The 19622-nt window shown below is 56.1% G+C and carries 16 protein-coding genes, 1 tRNA gene and 1 pseudogene; 10 read left to right on the forward strand and 8 right to left on the reverse strand.

All coding sequences use genetic code 11. The features are described 5' to 3' along the window. Positions 1-2 precede the first annotated feature (2 nt). Positions 3-1073 carry an FUSC family protein gene (locus tag AC3ZVB_RS13475; RefSeq protein WP_490146776.1) on the forward strand — a complete coding sequence of 357 codons (1071 nt, stop codon included), beginning with the start codon at positions 3-5 and terminating at the stop codon, positions 1071-1073. A 41-nt stretch (positions 1074-1114) separates the two neighbouring features. Here AC3ZVB_RS13475 and AC3ZVB_RS13480 read toward each other — a convergent pair whose 3' ends face one another. Continuing rightward, on the reverse strand, positions 1115-2005 hold the full coding sequence (locus tag AC3ZVB_RS13480) for a DMT family transporter (RefSeq protein ID WP_162438460.1): 891 nt from the start codon (positions 2003-2005) through the stop codon (positions 1115-1117). A 135-nt stretch (positions 2006-2140) separates the two neighbouring features. Between AC3ZVB_RS13480 and AC3ZVB_RS13485 the strand changes: the two genes are divergently transcribed. Beyond that, positions 2141-2578, forward strand: coding sequence for an Lrp/AsnC family transcriptional regulator (locus AC3ZVB_RS13485; protein ID WP_162438459.1), 438 nt, complete (start codon positions 2141-2143; stop codon positions 2576-2578). Between the two features lie 57 nt (positions 2579-2635). Beyond that, entirely contained in the window at positions 2636-2962 is a 327-nt protein-coding gene (locus tag AC3ZVB_RS13490) for a YceK/YidQ family lipoprotein (protein WP_162438458.1), read from the forward strand. Between the two features lie 62 nt (positions 2963-3024). On the opposite strand, the gene AC3ZVB_RS13495 is transcribed toward AC3ZVB_RS13490, so the two are convergent. After that, complete coding sequence (locus tag AC3ZVB_RS13495; protein ID WP_008006561.1) at positions 3025-3696, reverse strand: Bax inhibitor-1/YccA family protein; 672 nt, start codon at positions 3694-3696, stop codon at positions 3025-3027. A 122-nt stretch (positions 3697-3818) separates the two neighbouring features. Here AC3ZVB_RS13495 and AC3ZVB_RS13500 point away from each other — a divergent pair. Continuing rightward, positions 3819-3906, forward strand: a tRNA-Ser gene (locus AC3ZVB_RS13500). A gap of 272 nt (positions 3907-4178) precedes the next feature. Here the strand turns inward: AC3ZVB_RS13500 and AC3ZVB_RS13505 are convergent. The 4 genes from AC3ZVB_RS13505 to AC3ZVB_RS13520 all read right to left on the reverse strand — a co-directional run bounded on the left by AC3ZVB_RS13505 (position 4179) and on the right by AC3ZVB_RS13520 (position 8933). Further along, positions 4179-5186 (reverse strand): HAD family hydrolase, encoded by a 1008-nt coding sequence (locus AC3ZVB_RS13505; RefSeq protein WP_490146777.1) that lies wholly within the window; start codon positions 5184-5186, stop codon positions 4179-4181. 139 nt (positions 5187-5325) lie between these two features. Then, positions 5326-6984, reverse strand: a complete 1659-nt coding sequence (locus AC3ZVB_RS13510; protein ID WP_490146778.1) for an arylsulfatase — start codon at positions 6982-6984, stop codon at positions 5326-5328. Between the two features lie 325 nt (positions 6985-7309). Beyond that, on the reverse strand, positions 7310-7759 hold the full coding sequence (locus tag AC3ZVB_RS13515; protein WP_162438455.1) for a hypothetical protein: 450 nt from the start codon (positions 7757-7759) through the stop codon (positions 7310-7312). 214 nt (positions 7760-7973) lie between these two features. Beyond that, a complete protein-coding gene (locus tag AC3ZVB_RS13520) occupies positions 7974-8933 on the reverse strand; it encodes a LysR family transcriptional regulator (protein ID WP_490146779.1) in 960 nt (319 codons plus the stop codon). A 169-nt stretch (positions 8934-9102) separates the two neighbouring features. Here AC3ZVB_RS13520 and AC3ZVB_RS13525 point away from each other — a divergent pair, with 169 nt between their 5' ends. After that, positions 9103-11139, forward strand: a complete 2037-nt coding sequence (locus AC3ZVB_RS13525) for an alkyl/aryl-sulfatase (protein WP_490146780.1) — start codon at positions 9103-9105, stop codon at positions 11137-11139. Positions 11140-11377: 238 nt separating this feature from the next. On the opposite strand, the gene AC3ZVB_RS13530 is transcribed toward AC3ZVB_RS13525, so the two are convergent. Together AC3ZVB_RS13530 and AC3ZVB_RS13535 are read right to left on the reverse strand one after the other, a co-directional pair. Beyond that, complete coding sequence (locus tag AC3ZVB_RS13530; RefSeq protein ID WP_490146781.1) at positions 11378-13723, reverse strand: tetratricopeptide repeat protein; 2346 nt, start codon at positions 13721-13723, stop codon at positions 11378-11380. A gap of 297 nt (positions 13724-14020) precedes the next feature. Next, the gene (locus AC3ZVB_RS13535; protein WP_490146782.1) at positions 14021-14491 is read right to left on the reverse strand and encodes an NUDIX hydrolase; all 471 of its coding nucleotides are present in this window, start codon (positions 14489-14491) and stop codon (positions 14021-14023) included. Between the two features lie 219 nt (positions 14492-14710). On the opposite strand from AC3ZVB_RS13535, the gene tspO reads away from it, so the two are divergent. The 5 genes and pseudogenes from tspO (at position 14711) to AC3ZVB_RS13560 (ending at position 19622) form a co-directional block, all read left to right on the forward strand. Next, positions 14711-15154, forward strand: a complete 444-nt coding sequence (gene tspO / locus AC3ZVB_RS13540; RefSeq protein ID WP_162438450.1) for a tryptophan-rich sensory protein TspO — start codon at positions 14711-14713, stop codon at positions 15152-15154. Then, a complete protein-coding gene (locus AC3ZVB_RS13545) occupies positions 15151-16134 on the forward strand; it encodes an alpha/beta hydrolase fold domain-containing protein (protein ID WP_490146783.1) in 984 nt (327 codons plus the stop codon). Before tspO ends, AC3ZVB_RS13545 begins: the two co-directional genes overlap by 4 nt. Before the next feature lie 474 nt (positions 16135-16608). Then, a pseudogene (locus tag AC3ZVB_RS13550) lies at positions 16609-17811 on the forward strand (pyridoxal phosphate-dependent aminotransferase). Positions 17812-17866: 55 nt separating this feature from the next. After that, positions 17867-18766 (forward strand): transporter substrate-binding domain-containing protein, encoded by a 900-nt coding sequence (locus AC3ZVB_RS13555; protein WP_490146784.1) that lies wholly within the window; start codon positions 17867-17869, stop codon positions 18764-18766. Positions 18767-18893: 127 nt separating this feature from the next. Next, complete coding sequence (locus AC3ZVB_RS13560; RefSeq protein ID WP_162438446.1) at positions 18894-19622, forward strand: amino acid ABC transporter permease; 729 nt, start codon at positions 18894-18896, stop codon at positions 19620-19622.

Raw genomic sequence — 19622 nt, forward strand, 5'->3', positions numbered from 1 at the left:
GCATGATCAAAGCCCATCGACTGCCACCGCTGTTGCGCCGGTTGTTGCGTCCATTGCTGGATCCGTATCGGCGCTATCAACACGCCAAACTGATCCACGCGGTGCGTGTGTCGCTTGGATTACTGGCTTCGATCATGCTGACCACCGGCATCAACCTGCCCCATGGTGAATGGGCGTCGGTGACGATGCTGGTGGTCATCGGCGGCTTGCAGCATCACGGCAACATTGGCAAAAAAGCCGCCGAGCGCGCCATCGGCACCCTGGTCGGGGCCGGTATCGGGTTGTTGCTGGTGCTGCAACAGACCTGGCTCGGGATGCCGTGGCTGACCTATTTCGTCATGTCGGTGGTGTGCGGGTTTTTCTCGTATCACGCCATCGGCAAAGGGGGGTACACCGCGCTGCTGGCGGGTATCACCGTGTTTATCGTCGCGGGGCATGGCGACAATCCGCTCAGCGACGGTTTGTGGCGCGGGGTGGACATCCTGATCGGGATTGCCCTGGCGCTCGCGTTTTCGTTCGCCCTTCCGCTGTACGCAGTATTTTCCTGGCGCTACAACCTGGCGGATTCGTTGCGCGATTGCGCGACGATTTACGGGCGAATCATCAATGGCCAATCGGTCACCGATGATGAACACCTCAAACTCATGGGCCGGCTGAATACGGTGATGGTGCAATTGCGTTCATTGATGCCGTCGGTGTCCAAGGAGGTGAAGATCTCCATGACCGAACTCGATGCCCTCCAACGCAACTTGCGGATGTGTGTCAGCACCCTGGAAATACTGGCCAACACCCGGCCGGACGTCAGCGACGCTCAAGCCATGGGTCAACTTCAATCGGTCTTGAAAGCTGAGCATCGGTTGATTCGGGTACAGCTGGTGGGCATGGCGCGGGCGTTGAAAACCGGTTCCTACCAGCGACTCAATCGGCCCGTGGAGCCGACGCGGGAGGCGAGCCTCGAAGCACCGGTTTACAGCCCTCTGGATGGCTACCGGTTATTGATTTTGCAACTGGTCGCCAACATTGAAGAAATGCGCCAGCGCCTGGCCAAAACTGCGCCGCGCTGGAGTATTTGATCCTGAGTAGAACCACAGCCTGTAGCCGCTGGAGGCAGGCATCAAGCGGCTACTCGGCGAAATTTCAGGCTCCAGCCCTGCTGCATGCCGGCCGCAGCCAGCAGGATTGCCGCGACACCGAACCACTGCAGGAGCTCCAGGCGATGGCCGAAGGCGAACCAGTCCACAAATATCGCGGCGATCGGGTAGATGAATGACAGCGCGCCGGTCAGCGCTGTCGGCAGTTTCTGGATGGCGCCGTACAACAAGACGTACATCACACCGGTATGGACGATGCCCAGAGTGACTAGGCTGGCCCAGGCGCTTGGCGCTTGTGGCAGCGCCGAAAAGTGTGCGAACGGCGCGAGCACCAGTACGCCGGTGCAGACCTGGATCAGTGCAATCAAATGCGGCGCAGTGCCGGTCAGGCGTTTGATGATCAACGCTGCAATGGCGTAGAGAAACGCAGCGCCCAGCGCCAGTGCGATACCCAACAAGTAGTCATTGCCACTCTCGCCCTGCGTGCCGTGCGCACTCACAATGGCCAGCATTCCCAGAAACGAGATACCCAGCCAGAACAACTTCTGCAGGGTGATTTTCTCGTTGAGGAAAAGCGCGGCCAGCCCCACCAGAATGAACGGCTGGACGTTGTAGACCGCTGTCCCGATGGCTATCGATGCCCGGGAATACGACGCAAACAACAAGACCCAATTGCCGACAATCGCCATACCGCTGAGTACGGCGAGCAGGAACGTGGTTCGGGTCAGGATTCTGCGACGTAAAAAGCCGAATGCCGCACAGATCAGCAGCAAGGTGCCGGCACCGAACACGCAACGCCAGAACACCACGTCCAGCACCGGTTGCCCGGACACCAGCACGAACCAGCCGATGGTCCCGGAAATCAGCATGGCGGCGGTCATCTCAAATGAACCGCGACGGATTGACTTGTCCATCTTCAGACTCCTGTATTTGAGCCCAAAGTATGCCTATTCGCCCACAGGCTTCTCCAGCGCAAAAAGCAGGCTAGAATTCGAATCTGCCTTTTTTATAAAGGCGGATTTGATCAATTGCCTAAGAGAAGTTTCGCCATGACCGACGATATTGATCAAGTGCTGATAACAGCATTGATGGAGGATTCCCGGCGATCACTCAAGGCGCTGGCGAACATCAGTGGGTTGTCTTCGCCTAGTGTCGCCGAACGTTTGCGGCGTCTTGAAGAACGGGGCGTGCTCAAAGGCTATACCGTCGAGATCGACCCCAAATGTTTTGGTTATCAGCTGCAGGCCATCGTGCGCATCCGCCCGCTGCCAGGTCAGCTGCAAGAGGTTGAACGGCAGATTCAGGCGATCCCTCAGTTCACCGAGTGCGACAAGGTCACGGGAGACGACTGCTTTATTGCAAGACTGCACGTGCGCTCCATGGAACAGCTTGATACGTTGCTTGACCGCCTAAACACACATGCGGAAACCAATACTGCGATCGTCAAGAAAACGCCCGTCAAGCGAAGGTTGCCGCCAATGGAATGAGTGAAGTTTTGGTTTAAAGTCCGTAGATTGACTATTTCCCAGCTAAGGATTGGCAACATGAAAATTCAGGTAATGGCATTGGCGGCGCTGATGCTGGCGGGTTGCGGTACGGTTCAAACGGTCATGCGAAGCGATGAAGTGGCCGTCAAAAGCCTCAAGGAACAGCAAAGCTATTGCGGCGCAGTCCCGCGAATCTACAGTGGCGTGACCTACGATTTCTGCTATTTGAACGCACCGCTGGAAAAAGGACGGGATGCGGGGGAACACAGTCCTGCGCCGGCTGTTGTGTTGGTCGACATTGTCCTTTCCGGCGCACTCGATACCTTGATGCTGCCCTACACTATTTATCGACAGCAGGCCGACGGCAGCATCATCGTGAACTGACCCCCTGGATTTTCAGGCAATAAAAAACCCGCCTGAGCGGGTTTTTTAGTTATGGCCGACGATTAATCATCGCGGCTCATGATGCCGAACAGCTGCAACAGGCTGACGAACAAGTTGTAGATCGATACATACAGGCTGATGGTCGCCATGATGTAGTTGCGCTCGCCGCCGTGAATGATGGCGCTGGTCTGGAACAGGATGCAGACCGAGGAGAACAGCACGAAACCTGCGCTGATCGCCAACTGCAAACCGCTGATCTGGAAGAAGAAGCTTGCCAGTGTCGCACCCAGCAGCACGAAGAAACCTGCTGTGATGAAACCACCGAGGAAGCTCATGTCCTTACGGGTGATCAGTACGTAGGCCGAAAGGCCACCGAACACCAGTGCGGTCATCGCGAAAGCCGAACTGACGACCTCGGCACCGCCCTGCATGCCCAGGTAACGGTTGAGGATCGGGCCGAGCAGGAAACCCATGAAACCGGTCAAGGCAAAAGCCGACACCAGACCCCACGCCGAATCACGAAGTTTGTTGGTAAGGAAGAAAAGGCCATAGAAACCGATCAGAACCACGAAAATGTTCGGGTAACCGACACGCATCTGTTGAGCGACAAACGCCATCACGCCGCTGAATGCGAGGGTGAGAGCGAGCAAGCCGTAAGTGTTGCGCAGGACGCGGCTAACCTCTAGCTGCTCAGCCTGCACGCTGTTATTAACTGCGTAATCCTGTTCGCGCATGGCGACACTCCTGTTGGTTTGAAACGTTCAGTCGCAAAGATCATAACAGACACTCTGTAACAAGCTACGCAGAGAGTTTGACAGTGTGTTTCATTCAGGTATTATGGCGCCCGCAACGCAACGGAGGTGTGGCCGAGTGGTTTAAGGCAACGGTCTTGAAAACCGTCGACTGTAACAGGTCCATGAGTTCGAATCCCATCGCCTCCGCCATATTTGTAACGACAAAGCCCTGATTATTCAGGGCTTTGTCGTTTCTGAAATTCAAGAAGCACACATCCGTGTGCGCAGTTTTGACCACAGCCCCTAGCCTCCGCAGCTGCTGCCATGTCACGACACCCTCGCCTTTCGCTCATTCGTCTCATTTTCGTGCGCGCTTTCCTGTGCGGCTTCGTCGTGCGCTAAGGATCAGCGAGATTAGGGTCCATCTAAAAACAGACAGCCGCCGCGAAGCAGTCAATCGTGCTGGCCTCTATCATTAGGTTTCATGGCGCCGCGGTATCAAAAGGGTAGATTTTCCCCCACTCTTTAGCCATATCAACTACCGTCCAGTTCTGCGCCAGGGCTTCGTCCAACGCTTTGTCCAGCTTGCCTATCTTCGACTCCCGGTCGTACGCCCACTCACGCTGCGCGTCGGTGTGGTGCACAAGCCCCATGAAGCGTTTGCCGTCGCCTGCGGCAGTCCATTGCAACATTTGCTGATCGCCATCGGAGTTACCAAAAGCGAAGATCGGTCGTCGGCCTATAACCGCGTCAATACTCACGGGTTTACCCGGGCCATCGTCGTTATGAGCGAGCTTGGGCATGCGCATGATTACCGGCTTGCCGGCGTTATATTGATACTCGGCGGTGAAGGTAGTCCCGATCACCTGCTCCGGTGGAACGCCATATACTTCCTCTGCCCAGGCGCGCATGAACTCCACTTCGCCTCCGGAAACGATGTAGGTTCTGAACCCGTTGGCTCGTAGATAGGCGAGTAATTCCAGCATCGGCTGGTAGACCATTTCGGTGTAGGGTTTATGGGTTGTGGGATGCACGGCCTTGGCGAGCCATTTTCGGACATTGGTCAAAAATTCTTGGGTACTGATCTCTGTATGGGTAGCATCGATGATCTTCATCAATCCCTCCATACCGCTGCCGGCCAACGTTTTCTGGTCGTTTTCCAAGACTGCCTTGAACGGCTGTTGTTGTTGCCATTCAGGATGCTGTGGTGCCAGGCGCTTGACCTCTTCAAGGGCGAACAGCATCTGAAAATACATCGGCTGTTCGCTCCACAGCGTGCCGTCGTTATCGAACACTGCAACGCGTTCAGCAGGTGGCACAAAATCCTTGGAACCATCAGCTGTCACTGCCTGGACGAATTCAACGATGGCATGTTTGGAAGGGCCCTCACGCCAAGAGGGTAAAGGTTCAGCCGCTTGCAAAAGCAGCGGCCACAATAAAAGTAGCCAAAGCCAGCGTATTGCCGGACGAACCAACAAGATGTCTTTCATGGACTACTCCCTTAGAACCGCGCGAGAAGGTGGACCTTTGAAAATCCACCGCCTTATCTTTAAAGCGTGGTGAATACTCGCCAACTTCAATTTGCGAAGTGGCGACCGCTGATGAGGTCGCCAATTTTCGGCTGATTGATCAATTGCCAGCAGGCATCGGCAAGTTGATGCCCTCTTGCTTCAGAGACTCTCGCACGGATTGAAATTTCTGGTACTGCGACAGCGTGACAGGTCCGTCATAACCCATACTTTGCAGTTTGCGCGGTGGGTATTCGACGTAGGTTTTCATCAGTTTCATGATCGCGCCCGTGATCGGTACCATCGTCCAGGTGCGCTCGGTGAAGTTGTTCATGAAGAGGTCATAGCGCTCTTGCGGGTCTTGCCACAAGTCGAAGACTTGCGGAACGGTGGCCACATATTTTTCGGCGCCTTTCCAACCCAGATTGGTGTCCACTGCCAAGCCGCCGGTTTGCGCGCCATCGTCACCGCGCAGGTTGAACACCGCCTTGTAGTTACCGACACGGGCCGCGCCTGGTGACAGTTCATTCTCGGTAAAGTAGAACCACTCTTTGCGCGGTGAAGGGCCACTGCCCTTGAGCACGGGCGTCATGTCGTAACTGTCGAAGATGATGGGCTGACCTTCGCGATCTTTTTCCGGCAACTTCACTCCCGCCACGGACGCGAACGTTGCCATCAGGTCGAGGCCACCGAGCATTTCGTGGTTTTTGGTGTCGGGCTTGATCTTGTCTGGCCAGACGGCAATCGCCGGTACCCGGTTGCCACCCTCACGCACCGTCCCTTTGGTGCCGCGGAACGGAGTGTAACCAGCGTCCGGATAAACATCCTGCCAGGCCCCGTTGTCGGTGGTGTAGACCACCAGGGTGTTCTTATCCAGGCCGAGCGCCTTGAGCTTGTCCATGATCCGGCCAATGTGGGTGTCCAGTTCGACCACGGAGTCGGCGTACTTGGACTTGGACATGGACTTGTGAACGAACTCCGGTGCCGGCATGTTGGGCTGGTGCACTTTCATGAAGTTGACGTTTATGAAAAACGGCTTGTCCGATTTAGCCGCGGTGTCGAGAAACTCCAGGGCGGCTTTTTCGACGTAGTTATCAAAGTATGGAATGCCGACCACGCCGGGTTTGCCGTCTACGACAGGCGTGTCCACGTACTGGCCGTTGACCTTGAATTCTTCGACCGGTTTTTCCCCCGCCTTGCCGGACAATGCACCCTTGGTGACCCGTTGGAACATCTCACGGGTTTCCGGATCCATGTCCGGGAACCAGGTCGGGTCTGCGTAGGTATAGGCATTGAGGTGGTACAGACCGACGTATTTCATCACGTCGTAACCCTGCGCATTGGGCAGCGCATAATCGGCTTCGCCCAAGTGCCACTTACCTGTGAAATAGGTGTCATACCCCCCGGTTTTGAGAACCGAGGCCAACGTCCACTCCGCCGCCGGCAATCCACCGCCCTGGCCTTGAAAGGCCACCGTGGTCATGCCGCTACGATTGGGGATACGTCCGGTTTGCATGGCTGCCCGACCAGGCGTGCAGCTTGGCTGAGCATAAAAAGAATAAAAAGTGACCCCCTCTGCCGCCAGCTCATCAATGCTCGGCGTAGGCATTCCTCGACCGACCCCACCACCGTAGGGGCCAAGGTCACCGTAGCCGGTATCGTCGGAGACGATGAACAGGATGTTGGTCTTCTCCGTTTGAGCAGCGAGGGCCAGTCCGTTCAATGACATAAGTGCAGCAAATACAACTGATAGCTTGAAACGATCCAATAGCTGTTCCATACCAGGATTCCTCGTTGATTCATGGTGTTAGCAACCGGTTGATGAGTGCACGTCAACATCGATCCTTAGTGCATTTACCACCGAGTGTTCGCCCAGTTAGTGCGTACAGAATCATTTTTTCTTATAGTTTGAGCCTTGCACGGGTTAAGACGCGAAATGAGTTTAGTGCGGTTTATTCGATTAAACCTGTCGCTCGAAGTATTTTTGGGAAGTCTTGTAAAGCCAGCCTTACAAACCGTATGTACACCCATTAATAATTCCGACAAACAGGGGTCCATTCATCAGGTAGGGTATTACCTCTATTTCCAAATGAACTAAACAAACATCATCGGGTTACTTGCGCTATATCGCCGCAGAAAATATCGACGTTGCCATCTTCAGGGGAGGTTCTCACGACAACCGAAAACTGGCCGGAGAGCAGATCTGCCATGGCGATCGGCGCGCTTCTGTAGAAGCTCCAACCACCGGCGCCAGCGGCGGATTGAGTATTGACCTTGTCGTTCATTGCATAAGCAACGGGGCCTGGTTGCTTGCAACTGCCTTTGTTGATGAACGTGTACAGGCGCGGCGGCATGATTGTTCCGAGCGGAACGCCTGTGATGGAAAAGTCAAAATTGGTTTGATTTCCCACGCCGGTCAGCGTGGTATTGGCAATATGACCCGGGTTTTTGTGGGTCGCTGCCAAAGGAAGGTTCATTGATTGGTTTGATGAGCTGGTGCAGCCAACGAGACTTGCGGTGATCAATAGCGTTGCAAGGGGTGCGCAGAATTTCATTGCCAACCTCCAATAATGGAAGAAGTGCGGTGGGGGACTATTGGGTATAGCGCATTAGTACGGCGCTGCACGCTTGAGTGACTACTTTTTGTAGTCGTAAAATCCCGGGAACCTCCGATTTATCAACAAAACTATGTAAACCCGAATACGCACTAGCCGGGCACCTGCAAGTAAAGCGGGTGGTGTTGTACGAGGCCACGCTCGCGCAGTGGATTCACTCCCCCCTCATTTGCGCTAGAAGGCTTTCCCGCTGACAGATTTCTTCTTCCACCGCCCTCACTTCCTTCATGTAAAACTCTACCGCAGGCGGCAATGAGCGCTCTTTAAGGTATATGAAGCCGTAACGGGTGCGCAGTGCGAGGTTATGGATCGGTAACGGTACGATTTCTCCCGACATGATTTCCTGTTCAAAAGTCGATAAATTCCCTAAGGCCAGGGCATTACTGTTCTCGACGAATCTAACGATTTGCATCGGCACGTCTATTTCGATCGCCGGCACAAAATCACCCGTCACCGCATCATAAGCGCCCGCACAGCCCAACGTTGCCGGGAGCAAATGGGTCGCCAGCCGCAGCGGAATGCGCGAGGCCACCCACGGGTAATCGAGTGTTTGCGCCAACGTCAGTGAACGATGTCGCGACAGCAGCGGATGGCCCGGACGGCAAAACAGACGACCCTCATGCTCACCCAACAGCTCGCAGGTGAACTCTTCCCTGCCCTGCAACGTGCTGATTTCGGCTATCCCCAGATCCACTGCCCCTGTAGCGACCTGATGAGCAACTTCACGCCAACCGGCGACATGTGCAGTGACCTTGATTTGAGGATGCCGGGCATGCAATCGCGCGAGACTGACATAACCGCTGGCGATGCTTGGGTAGGGACCCAACGCAACCCTCAGTGCTCCAATATCGCCTACCGCCAGCAAAGCGATGTCTCGACGCAGGTCCTCCTCGGCCATCAACAGGCGCTGACTCTTTTCACGAAGTAATTGGCCAAAGGCAGTCAATACGACGCCTTCGGTGCGCCGATCGAACAGCGTGACGCCTAATTCACTTTCCAGTAACTGAATGCTTTTACTCAGTGCCGGCTGTGAAACCCCCAATGCTTTCGCCGCTCGACCGAAGTGCGCATGTTCAATCAACGCCAAAAATTGACGTAAGCGACGTGGCGTCATCTCATAACCTTTATGTTATCGAAAAGCATCAAAACGGAATTTTTCGTAATGAAATGAATATGCTATTCATGGCCGTAATGGTCAAGCTGACGACGCACCTGAACAAGCGCTATAAGCACTCGACGGCATTGACGCTCATTGGCAAACCTTATGGCGCAGGAACTCTTTTATGTCCCACAAGACCCTTCATCTGGCACTGGCAATTACCCTTGGCGGTAGCGTCAGCCCGGCCATTTTTGCTACCGATGCAAACGTTGTGAGCTCTGATCTCGTCTCAGCACAAAACGCGCATTTCGACAGCAAAGGCAAAGCGCCTTCGCCTTATACGATCGAGCTGCAAAAGGGTGTGCGCCAGGCGCTTCCATTTGCCGATACACGCGACGTTGAAGAAGCGAAAAGAGGCTTCATCGCTGCACCGACCTATCACAAGATTATGGCCGATGCGGGGAATGTCGCCTGGAACATGGGCAGCTATAACTTCCTGCTGGAAGGTAAGGACTACGACAGTATCAATCCGTCCCTGCAACGCCAGGCGGTACTCAACATGGCCTTCGGTCTGTATGAGGTTGTTCCGGAGAAGATTTACCAAGTGCGCGGGTTCGACCTGGCCAACATCACTTTTATCAAGGGCGACACCGGCTGGATTGTGTTCGATACCCTGATGTCGAAGGAAACCGCCAAGGCCGCGCTGGACTTCATTAATGAAAAACTCGGCAAACGCCCGGTCGTGGCGGTAGTGATCTCTCACTCTCATGCCGACCATTTCGGTGGTATCCGCGGAGTGGTCGATGAAGCCGATGTGCGCAGCGGTAAGGTCCCGCTGATAGCACCGACAGGTTTCATGGAGCATGCCGTGGCTGAAAACGTCTACGCCGGTACTGCCATGACCCGCCGCGCCTTCTTGCAGTACGGTGTGATGTTGCCGCACAGCCCATACGGCCACGTCGACATGGCCATCGGGAAAAATGCCTCGATTGGCGCCATGGGGCTGATTGAGCCCAATCGCTATATCGAGAAAGATTTCGAGACCCTGACCGTTGACGGGGTGGTGATGGAGTTCCAGAACACGCCGGGCACCGAAGCGCCATCGGAAATGAACACCTGGTTCCCGCAGTTCAAAGCGTTCTGGGCCGCCGAGAACATCACCGGCACGATCCATAACATCTATACCCTGCGCGGTGCCCTGGTTCGAGATCCTCTTGTCTGGTCGAAGAACATCAACAACGCTCTTTATCGTTACGGGCAGCAGGCCGATGTCATGTTTGCATCCCACAGCTGGCCACGCTGGGGCAATGAGCGAATTCAGGACGTCATGCGCGCGCAACGCGACGCCTACGCCAACTTGAACAATGCCGTGCTGCACGCCGCTAACCAGGGCGTCACCGTCAACGAGATTCACAATGTCTACAAGCTGCCCGAAAGCCTGAAAAACAATTGGGCGACGCACAGCTACCACGGCTCGGAAGAGCACAATAGCCGTGCCGTGATCAACCGCTACCTGGGCTATTGGGATGCCAACCCTGCAACGCTGATGCCGCTTTCACCGAAAGATTCGGCACCGCTGTATGTCGAAATGATGGGGGGAGCGGACAAGATCATGGCCAAGGGCAAATCCCTGTTCGACCAGGGCAAATACCGCGAAGCCTACGAGATCCTCAATAAACTGGTGTATGCAGAACCGCAAAACAGCCAGGCCAAGGACCTACTGGCGGATGTCTATGAGCAGGTCGGCTATCAGAAGGAAAGTGCCGGCGTGCGCAACAGTTTCCTTGCCGCAGCGTACGAACTGCGCCACGGCGTGCCCAAAGGCGTACCGCCAAAAACCGGTGGACCTGACATGATCCGCGCCATGAGCACTGAATTGTGGCTGGAGTACCTCGGCATCAGCCTGGATGGCAGCAAAGTCGCGGGTGAACACTTCATCCTGAATCTCCAGACGCCGGACAATGGTGAGCAATTCGTGGTCGAGTTGAGCAACTCGACACTGACCAGCATCAAGGGGCAGCAGGCCAAAAACGCCGACCTGACCATCACCCTCGATCGCTCTGCGCTTGAAGACGTGATGGCGAGAAAGACCAGCTTCGATCAGCTCGTCAAGGACGGCAAGGCCCGCTTCGAAGGTAATCACACACCGTTCAAACGGCTAATGGCGGCCATGACGCCGTTTACCACGGACTTTGAACTGCTGCCGGGCACCCGGCAGTAACGGGACGGCGCACTTGATTCCGCCTGAGAGTCAGCAACCTGGGCGCGTCCGTTATCTGGATGCGCCCATTCAACACCTGCGAAGGACTGTCATGAACATTTTTTGCAGTGGACTTTTTCCTGGTCGCTTAATCAGCGTCATGATTGATGGATTACCCTCGATGCTGCTTCAACTTTATGCAGGAATAAAGTTGGCGGTCATACCAGTCGCCTATTGGTTGTTGCGACTTCGCGACGGATCATTTCAACGCCGGATCATCCATGTTGATTTTCTTCCAGTCCTGCAAGAGCATCTGCGCCTTCGGTTCCTGCCCACCTTTGAGGTAGTAATGGATCAACGCCTGCCGCGCATTGCGGTTGGCGGGCTGCACCTTCAACAGCCTTTCCAATTCCTCACACGCCGCCTCAACCTTGCCGCTGTCATGCAGCGCCACGGCGAGGACGTAGCCGTATTGGGCGTTCTCGGGCTCCAGTTGCGCAGCTTTGCGCAGCGCCAGCATGGCTTGATCCGTTTTACCCGCACGCACCAGCGACAAACCCTTGGCATGGTGTAGCAGGGCCGCCGTCGGGTGTTCTTTCAGGCTTTGCGCGAGCAGCGTCTGAGCTTCTTGGCTGCGTCCGCCCGCTTCCAGCCATTGCACCAGCGTCACCAGTGCCGGGTAGAAATCCGGGTCACGTTCAAGTGCCGTGCGCAGCAGAGCTTCGACTTCGCCGCTACGGCCGCTGGCCTGGTAGAGCATGGCCAGGTTGAGATTGGCTTCGGCGCGTTCGGCCAGGTTCTTTTGTACCGCTTCGTATTCGGCAATGGCCGCATTCCACTTGTTCTGTGCACTCTCTAAACCAGTGCGACCCACGCTCAACAAATCTCGGGCTGCGGCGATGCGTACGGCCTTTACAGGATCACCCAGCAACGGCGTCAACAGTGGCGCGCGGTCCGGGGGTGGCAGGAACGCGCTGATCGCCCGAACGGCGCTTTCGCGTACTTGCGGTGCCGCATTGCTCAAGTCCTTGGTGGCCAGTTTGATCGCTTGTCTGCTGGGATACAGCGCCAGTTCCGCCAGCAAGGTTGCCCGTTGAATTGACGGCAGGTTGCTGCGTTGCAGTTGCTCGTACAAGGCTTGTGCCGCGCCGGGCTGGCCGTTGCGGATCAACCACAGGCTTTCATCGTAGCGCGGCGCTTGCGGGCTGTTTGAGACGTTCCACAGCTTGAACTGTGCGGTGACCTTGTTGCCGGCCTTGCCCTGATGACAGGTCAGGCAGGCGTCCGGCGTGCCGAGTTTCGCTGCGTGTTCCGGGTTAGGGATGCTGAAGCTGTGGTCATGCCGGAAGTCGTTGCCCATGTAGAACTTGCCGGGCATGTGGCAATCCACGCACTGCGAGCCTGGTTGGCCCATGGTGTGGCGGGTGTGTTCGATGGAATCGTAATTCTTCGCTTGCAGGCCCTTGCCATCAACACCTTCCACCGAGGTCCTGCCGGCAGTGTTGTGGCATTGCAGGCATACGCCGTTACCCGGCGCCTTGAGTTCGTTGCTATGGGGGTTGTGGCAATTGCTGCAACGCACACCCTTGTCGGACATTTTGCTCTGGGCGAAGGAGCCATGTTCGAATACTTCATCCTTGATCTTGCCATCCAGGGCATACAGTTCACGGGTCAGAAGACTCGGTAGGTAGTCATCCATCAGGCGATTGCCGACGGTGAAACCATCGCCCAGCGGCGCGCGCCGGGAGTGGCAGCGTGCGCAGGTTTCGATTTCGACGCTGGCATTCTTGTCCTTGAGGTCGACGGCAAACCCGGCGTGGATCAAGTCACCTTTTTTCGCCGTCCATTCCAGGTGATTGGAGGCTGGGCCATGGCACGCCTGGCAGCCGACACCGAGGCTGTTCCAGTGACTGTCGAAGGTATTTTTTGCCGCATCGAAATTGCGCTTGTAACCCGTGGTGTGGCATTCGACGCACATGAAATTGGCGTTTTGGCTCGGTTTGCTCCAGTGGATCGGGTTCTTGAAGCTCACGCCCTGGCCTGGATAGAGGTGAAACCAACGGTTTTTTTCGGTATCCCAAGCCACGCCCAGAGCTTGCAAGCGACCGTCGCCAACCTCGATCAGGTATTGCTGTAGCGGCGAGATTCCAAAGGTGTAAGCGACTTGGAAGTCCGCGTTCTTGCCATCGATGCCGGGGGTGTTGACCCAGAATTCATCACCTTTGCGAGAGAAATGGGTGGTTTCTTTTTCCGCATGGAAGGTGACGTTGTTGAAGTCGCCCAGCATGGTTTCAGCATTGGCTACCTGCATCGCCAGTTGGTGATGGGAGCCTTGCCAGTCTTTGACTTGGGCGTTGTGGCAACCCTGACATTGCTGCTCATCGACCATTTTTGCCTGCGCTTTTTCCTGCACTACGGCAACAGGTTGTGGCGTGGCCGGTTGGACGACCGGCGCATAAGTCACAGGAGCAGGTTTGCTGCCGAACAGGAACCACCCGATGCCCACAACGGCCATGAGCAGAACGCCGATAGTGACGGGAAACAGATAGTTGTTAATCGTCTTCGGTTGCGAATCGATAACCGTTTTATTTTTATTTTTCGGCATTACGACTTCCATAGCCCGGATGCGTTTGTTATCAAGCGGGCGTTCAAGTTCAGTACAGCCTTGCCGGATGGCCGGAGACTGTGAAAAATCCATGTGATAGTCGGATCAATCCTATTGATCGCGATGCCGTACTCAGTTTCAACTCCTTCCCGCGATTAATCCTGAGACTTTGGATTGATCCCCAAAATTTCTCTAGCTCTGTCTCGCCATGGCCCTGTCCGGCCCAAGCGTAGTCCCTATGAATGTCCGATTCCACCGGCAGCGGACGCGGTCCAACGTCCGCTATTGGCTGTGGATTCAACCTGTCGAGGTACTCTGCTGAGTGGCACCCGCTGACTCACCAAACGTCAAATACCCACGCGCTTCCAAAACCTCGCACAAAAAGACCAGCGCACGACGAAAAACCGGGTGGCATTTCTCATAAGGTAAATCGTCGAGCGAAGCCCAGAAAAACGCGAAGGTGTGACCAAAATCATCGAGCGTCTGATGTGACCAATGTTCAGGCAGGGCGCCAACCGCCCGGCACAGTTGAAACGACCAGATCTGGTCCTGATGACCGGAATTCCAACACCCCAGATCATCTTCGATTGTGGCGGCGCTAATCCCCGACTCTTCCGCCAGTTCACGCAGGGCTGCTCGATCTGGCGTCTCTCCCCTTTCAATACTGCCCTTCACCAGTTGCACCCCTGCCTGAGGATGATGGAACAAAAGGATCCTCGGGCGCGGCCCGGAAGACAGAATGACTGCGCAAGCCTTGTCGGGAAGCATGGCGATTTCCTTATCGGTAGTGAAAGCCCGCCATCATACGCGTTGGGCCGTTGGCGAAACGGGGGGCGGGAGCGGCAGTCATGGAGCGACCGCATCCCTTCGCGAAAGAAAAAATCTCATCACCCGATCCAAACTTTTCGTGTCACCGGGCGTCCTTTCTTTAACGACGCCAACATGGCTTTACACCCACAGACGGCTGGCTTCAGCCAAGGATAGCTAATGACCTTTTTTATTTTTCTCCTGGCCTGCGGTGCCGCAGCGAGCACCGGCCTTCTTTTCAAGCCGGGCCAGTGGTACGAATCGCTCGTCAAACCTGGCTTCACACCCCCCAATTGGCTGTTTCCGGTGGCCTGGTCGATTATCTATCTGCTGCTCGCCTGGGCTGGGTATCGCTTGTCCCTGATACCCGGAAGCCAAGTGGTGTTGGCTTTGTGGGCGGCGCAGATCGCACTGAATACGCTGTGGACACCGGTGTTCTTCGGCGCGCACCGCATTTTCGCCGCGATGATCATCCTGGCGCTGCTTTGGCTTGTGGTCGCGGCAATGGTGGTGATGGCGTTGCGGCTCGACCTGATCACGGGGCTTATCCTGTTCCCTTACCTTGTGTGGCTGTGCGTCGCCGCCGCGTTGAATTTTTCCATCCTGCGCAATAACCGCGGATGATCAATTACAACGCGGAGACGAAAACACCTTGGCCTGCCAGCGAACGGGACTTGGCGCACGCTCGGGATTTCAACAGGAAACTCGCCTGGTTGCCGCGCTTTCGAATCCGTAATCGCTTTACGCCTCGGGTGATTCAGGCGCTGCTACGTGCCGGCCAACTAGGCGGCGCCGCTCAATTGCTCAAGCATGGGCTCAAGGCTGAACGGAAGACGATAGGTGTCGGCGACATTTCAGTGCCCGTGCGGATCATCAGGCCCAAAGGAAAGGCAAAAGGTGTCGTGCTTGATTTCCACGGAGGTGGATGGGTTATCGGCAATGCGCAGATGAATGACGCCTTCAATGTGGCCATGGTCAATACCTGCGACGTCACCGTCGTCTCGGTCGACTACCGGCTTGCCATCACGACGCCGATTGAAGGCCTGATGGAGGACTGCCTGTGTGCTGCCCGTTGGCTGCTGAGTGAAGACTGTGATGAGTTTGCTGACCTGCCCGTTATCGTCGTGGGCGAATCAGCCGGGGCGCACCTTGCTGCGGCGACGTTACTGGCGCTGAAACAATGGCCCCACTTGCTTCAACGGGTGAGCGGCGCGCTGCTGTATTACGGCGTTTACGATTTGACGGGAACCGCGAGTGTCCGGGCAGCGTCCGCTGAAACGCTCGTACTGGATGGTCCTGGCATGGTTGAAGCGTTTCGCATGCTCACGCCCGGTCTCAATGACCAGCAACGTCGGCAGCCTCCTTTGTCACCGCTGTATGGTGACTTTACGGACTTCCCCCCCGCGCTATTGTTTGCCGGCGAACTGGATCCCCTGAGGGACGACACGCTCGAACTCGCTGATCGATGGATGAAATCGGCCCCCGTGGAAGTGCACGTATTGCCCTCTTCTCCCCACGGCTTCATTCACTTTCCGACGGCCATAGCAGACAGCGTGCTTGCTTACAGCCGGGAGTGGATTTCGGCTCGAATTGCTCAGCAGTAATCAAAGAACATCCCGTGTACGACGTCGTGCAGGTCTTGAGTCTGTCCTCAGCCAACTTCGTCAAGGAACTCACCTTGCCGGCAATATTCGACGAACGCTTTTGATGAAAGGCCAATCGCTGCAGTAGAAAAAGTCGGGGGAGCAGCCAAGTCGCCATCACGGCACCTGCTCCAATGACCCTCGTGTTTTATCGCTTGATCCTGATGCTGTTTCTTCAAGCGGTATGCATACATCTGTGGCGAGGGGATTTATCCCCTCACCACAGTCTTGCTCGCCTGAACCTCTTCTGAAGTAACCCTTACTCCCCTTTCGTACTCCAGTCTTGAAATAGGCCATTCAACATTCACACCTACCCGAAATTTAGGGTTTCTCTGCCGTTGCAAAAACTTTTTTTGTCATGTCATACTACGTCGTACAACATCACCAGGACGTCAGGTCACACTCGGCGTACCTCCAAGGAAGGCGGGCATTTTCATGAGCTTTGAAAGTCAACGCGTCAAACAGATCTCTTCCTCTCCCAGCATGGTCATCTCCATGCGCGCCAAAGAGCTGGCCAGCCAAGGCCGCGACATTGTCGACATGAGCCTCGGCGAACCCGACTTCGATACCCCCGCACACATCGTCGAAGCGGCCTACCAGGCCATGCGTGATGGCCACACCCGCTACACCGCGCCGTAAGGCACTCTGGCCCTGCGCCAGGCGATTGTCAGCAAGTTCCAGCGGGAAAACGGACTGACTTATAGCGTTGATGAAATCACCGTCGGAAACGGCGCCAAGCAAGTGATCTTCAACACGTTCATGGCGACCCTGGAAGCCGGCGACGAGGTCATCATCCCTGCGCCGTACTGGGTTTCCTACTCCGATATCGTCACGCTCAACGGTGGCAGCCCGCAGGTCATTCCCTGTGGCATCGACGTCGGTTTCAAGCTGACCGCCGAGGCACTGCAAGGTGCGCTGACTGGCAAAACCCGCTGGCTGATCCTCAACTCGCCCTCCAATCCCAGTGGCGCCATCTACTCCGAAGCCGAACTGCAAGCGCTGGGCAAAGTGCTGGAAGACTTCCCCAACGTCCTGGTGATGTCGGACGAGATCTACGAGCACGTGTTACTCGCTGATCAGCCCTTCGTCTCGTTTGGCAATGCCTGCCCGCAGCTGCGTGAACGAACCTTGCTGATCAATGGCGTGGCCAAGGCCTATGCCATGACCGGCTGGCGCATCGGTTACGCCGCCGGACCCAAAGCCCTGATTGCTGCGATCAGCAAGATTCAATCGCAGAGCACTTCAGGTGCCAGCGCTATTTCCCAGGAAGCGTCCCGGGCGGCCCTTCAAGGTCCACAAGATTTTTTCAGCCAGAGTGCCGCCGAATACGCCGAGCGCGGGCGCCTGCTCGTGGATGGTCTGAGTCAGTGCGAAGGCTTGCGCCTGAGCGCACCGGCCGGTGCCTTCTATGCCTTCCCCGAGTGCAGCCAGTTGCTGGGCCGCAGCACCCCGCAAGGACGGGTGATCAATGATGACGTCGAACTGTCCGCCTATCTGCTCGATCAAGCAGGCGTGGCCGTAGTGCCGGGTCTCGCGTTCGGCTTGCCGGGGTACTTCCGGTTGTCGTTTGCCACTTCTCGCGAACAAATAAAAAAAGCCGTCGTTTCAATCAGTGAAGCGCTTGCAGCCTTGCGCTAAAGCCTTCGCCTTTCGCTGTGCCATAGCTGCCATAACAATAAATCGGAGATTCCCCATGTTCGATCAGAAGAAAAAGCTGCTTGCCCTCATCGTCGCTGCGTGCCTGAGCACCAGCGCTGCACAGGCTGACGACCTCACCGGAACACTGAAAAAAATCAAGGAGCTGGGCACCGTCACCCTGGGTTATCGCGACGCGTCGTTGCCCTTCTCCTACCTCAATGATGCCCAGCAGCCCATCGGCTACAGCATTGAACTGTGCAAAAAAATCGTCGATCAAATCAAAGTCAAAGTCGGTGAACCCAACCTCAAGACCGAGTACGTCTCGGTGGTCGCAGCCACTCGTACGCCTCTGTTGATCAACGGCACCATCGATCTGGAATGCGGCGTCACCACCAACACCGTGGAGCGCCAGAAACAAATCGGTTTCCTGCTCACCAGCTACGTGGCCAGCGCCAAATACGCAGTGAAAAAAACCGCCGGCATCAACAGCGTTGCCGATCTCAAAGGCAAATCCGTGGTGGTCATCACCGGGGGTAGCGGCGAATGGATCACCAAGAACCTCGACCGCGAAAAAGCCTTGAGTTTGAAAATCCTCAATGCCAAGGATGGCGGCGAAGCCTTCCTGATGCTGGAGACGGGGCGCGCCGTTGCCTACATCAATGACGACGTGCAGTTGATGGCAACCATCGCCCAAAGTCGCAACCCGGACGCCTACACCTTGCTGCCCGAGCCGATGTCCGCTGAACCTTATGCCATCGGCATTCGCAAAAACGATGGGCAGTTCAAGGCGTTCGCCGATGACGTTCTGCGCAACCTCTACAGCAGCGGCGAGATCAACACCCAGTATCCGAAATGGTTCCAGCAGCCGATCCCTCCGAAGAATGCGGTGATCAATCTGCCCATGAGCGAAGCGCTCAAAGAAGCCATCGCGAACCCGAACGATACCGGCGTCTGATCCCGACCCGTCACTGTGCCGGGTGGACACGCCTCGATACCTGCCAATAAAGCCGTTCAAGCGAGCCTGATTGGCAGGTACTGCTGGCTGTTCCAGGCTGCGCACCCTCACCAAGGTTGGTGTTTTCATGGATTACAACTGGAATTGGGGCGTCTTCTGGGGTTCCGCGCCCGGAGAGACGTCTTCGTATCTGTATTGGCTGATCACTGGCACGAGCTGGACGCTGGCGACTACCCTCGCCGCGTTTATCCTGGCGTTCCTGATCGGTGGCTTGATCGGCACCCTGCGCACCACGACACTGCGACCCGTCGTGTGGTTGTGCAACCTGTACACCGAAGTGTTCCGCAACATCCCCCTGCTGGTGCAGATGTTCATCTGCTTCTTCGTCGTGCCCGAGCTGCTGCCGATCTCGCTCGGTGACTACCTCAAGCAGGATTTGCCTTACCCCTCCTTCTTCAGTGCTGTCGTCGCCCTGACGCTGTTCACCTCGGCCAAGCTGTCGGAGCTGTTCAAGGCCGGCATCGAATCAGTTGCTGAGGGCCAACGTGGTGCGGCACTGGCGCTGGGCTTGCGGCCGACGCAGATGTACCTGCAGGTGCTGCTGCCCCAGGCCATCCGGGTGGTGTTCCCGCCACTGACTTCCGAAGCGCTGAACACCCTGAAGAACTCATCCGTGGCGCTGACCATTGGCCTGATGGAGCTGACTGCACAAGCACGCAACGTCAGCGAATACTCGTTCAATACCTTCGAAGCCTTCACTGCCGCGACCGTGATCTATGTGGTCATTTCGCTGCTGGTGACTTTCGTCATGGGTCATATCGAACGTTCACTGACCATTCGCGGCGCGACGAGGTAA

Source organism: Pseudomonas sp. MDV22-iso1, assembly GCF_058145095.1.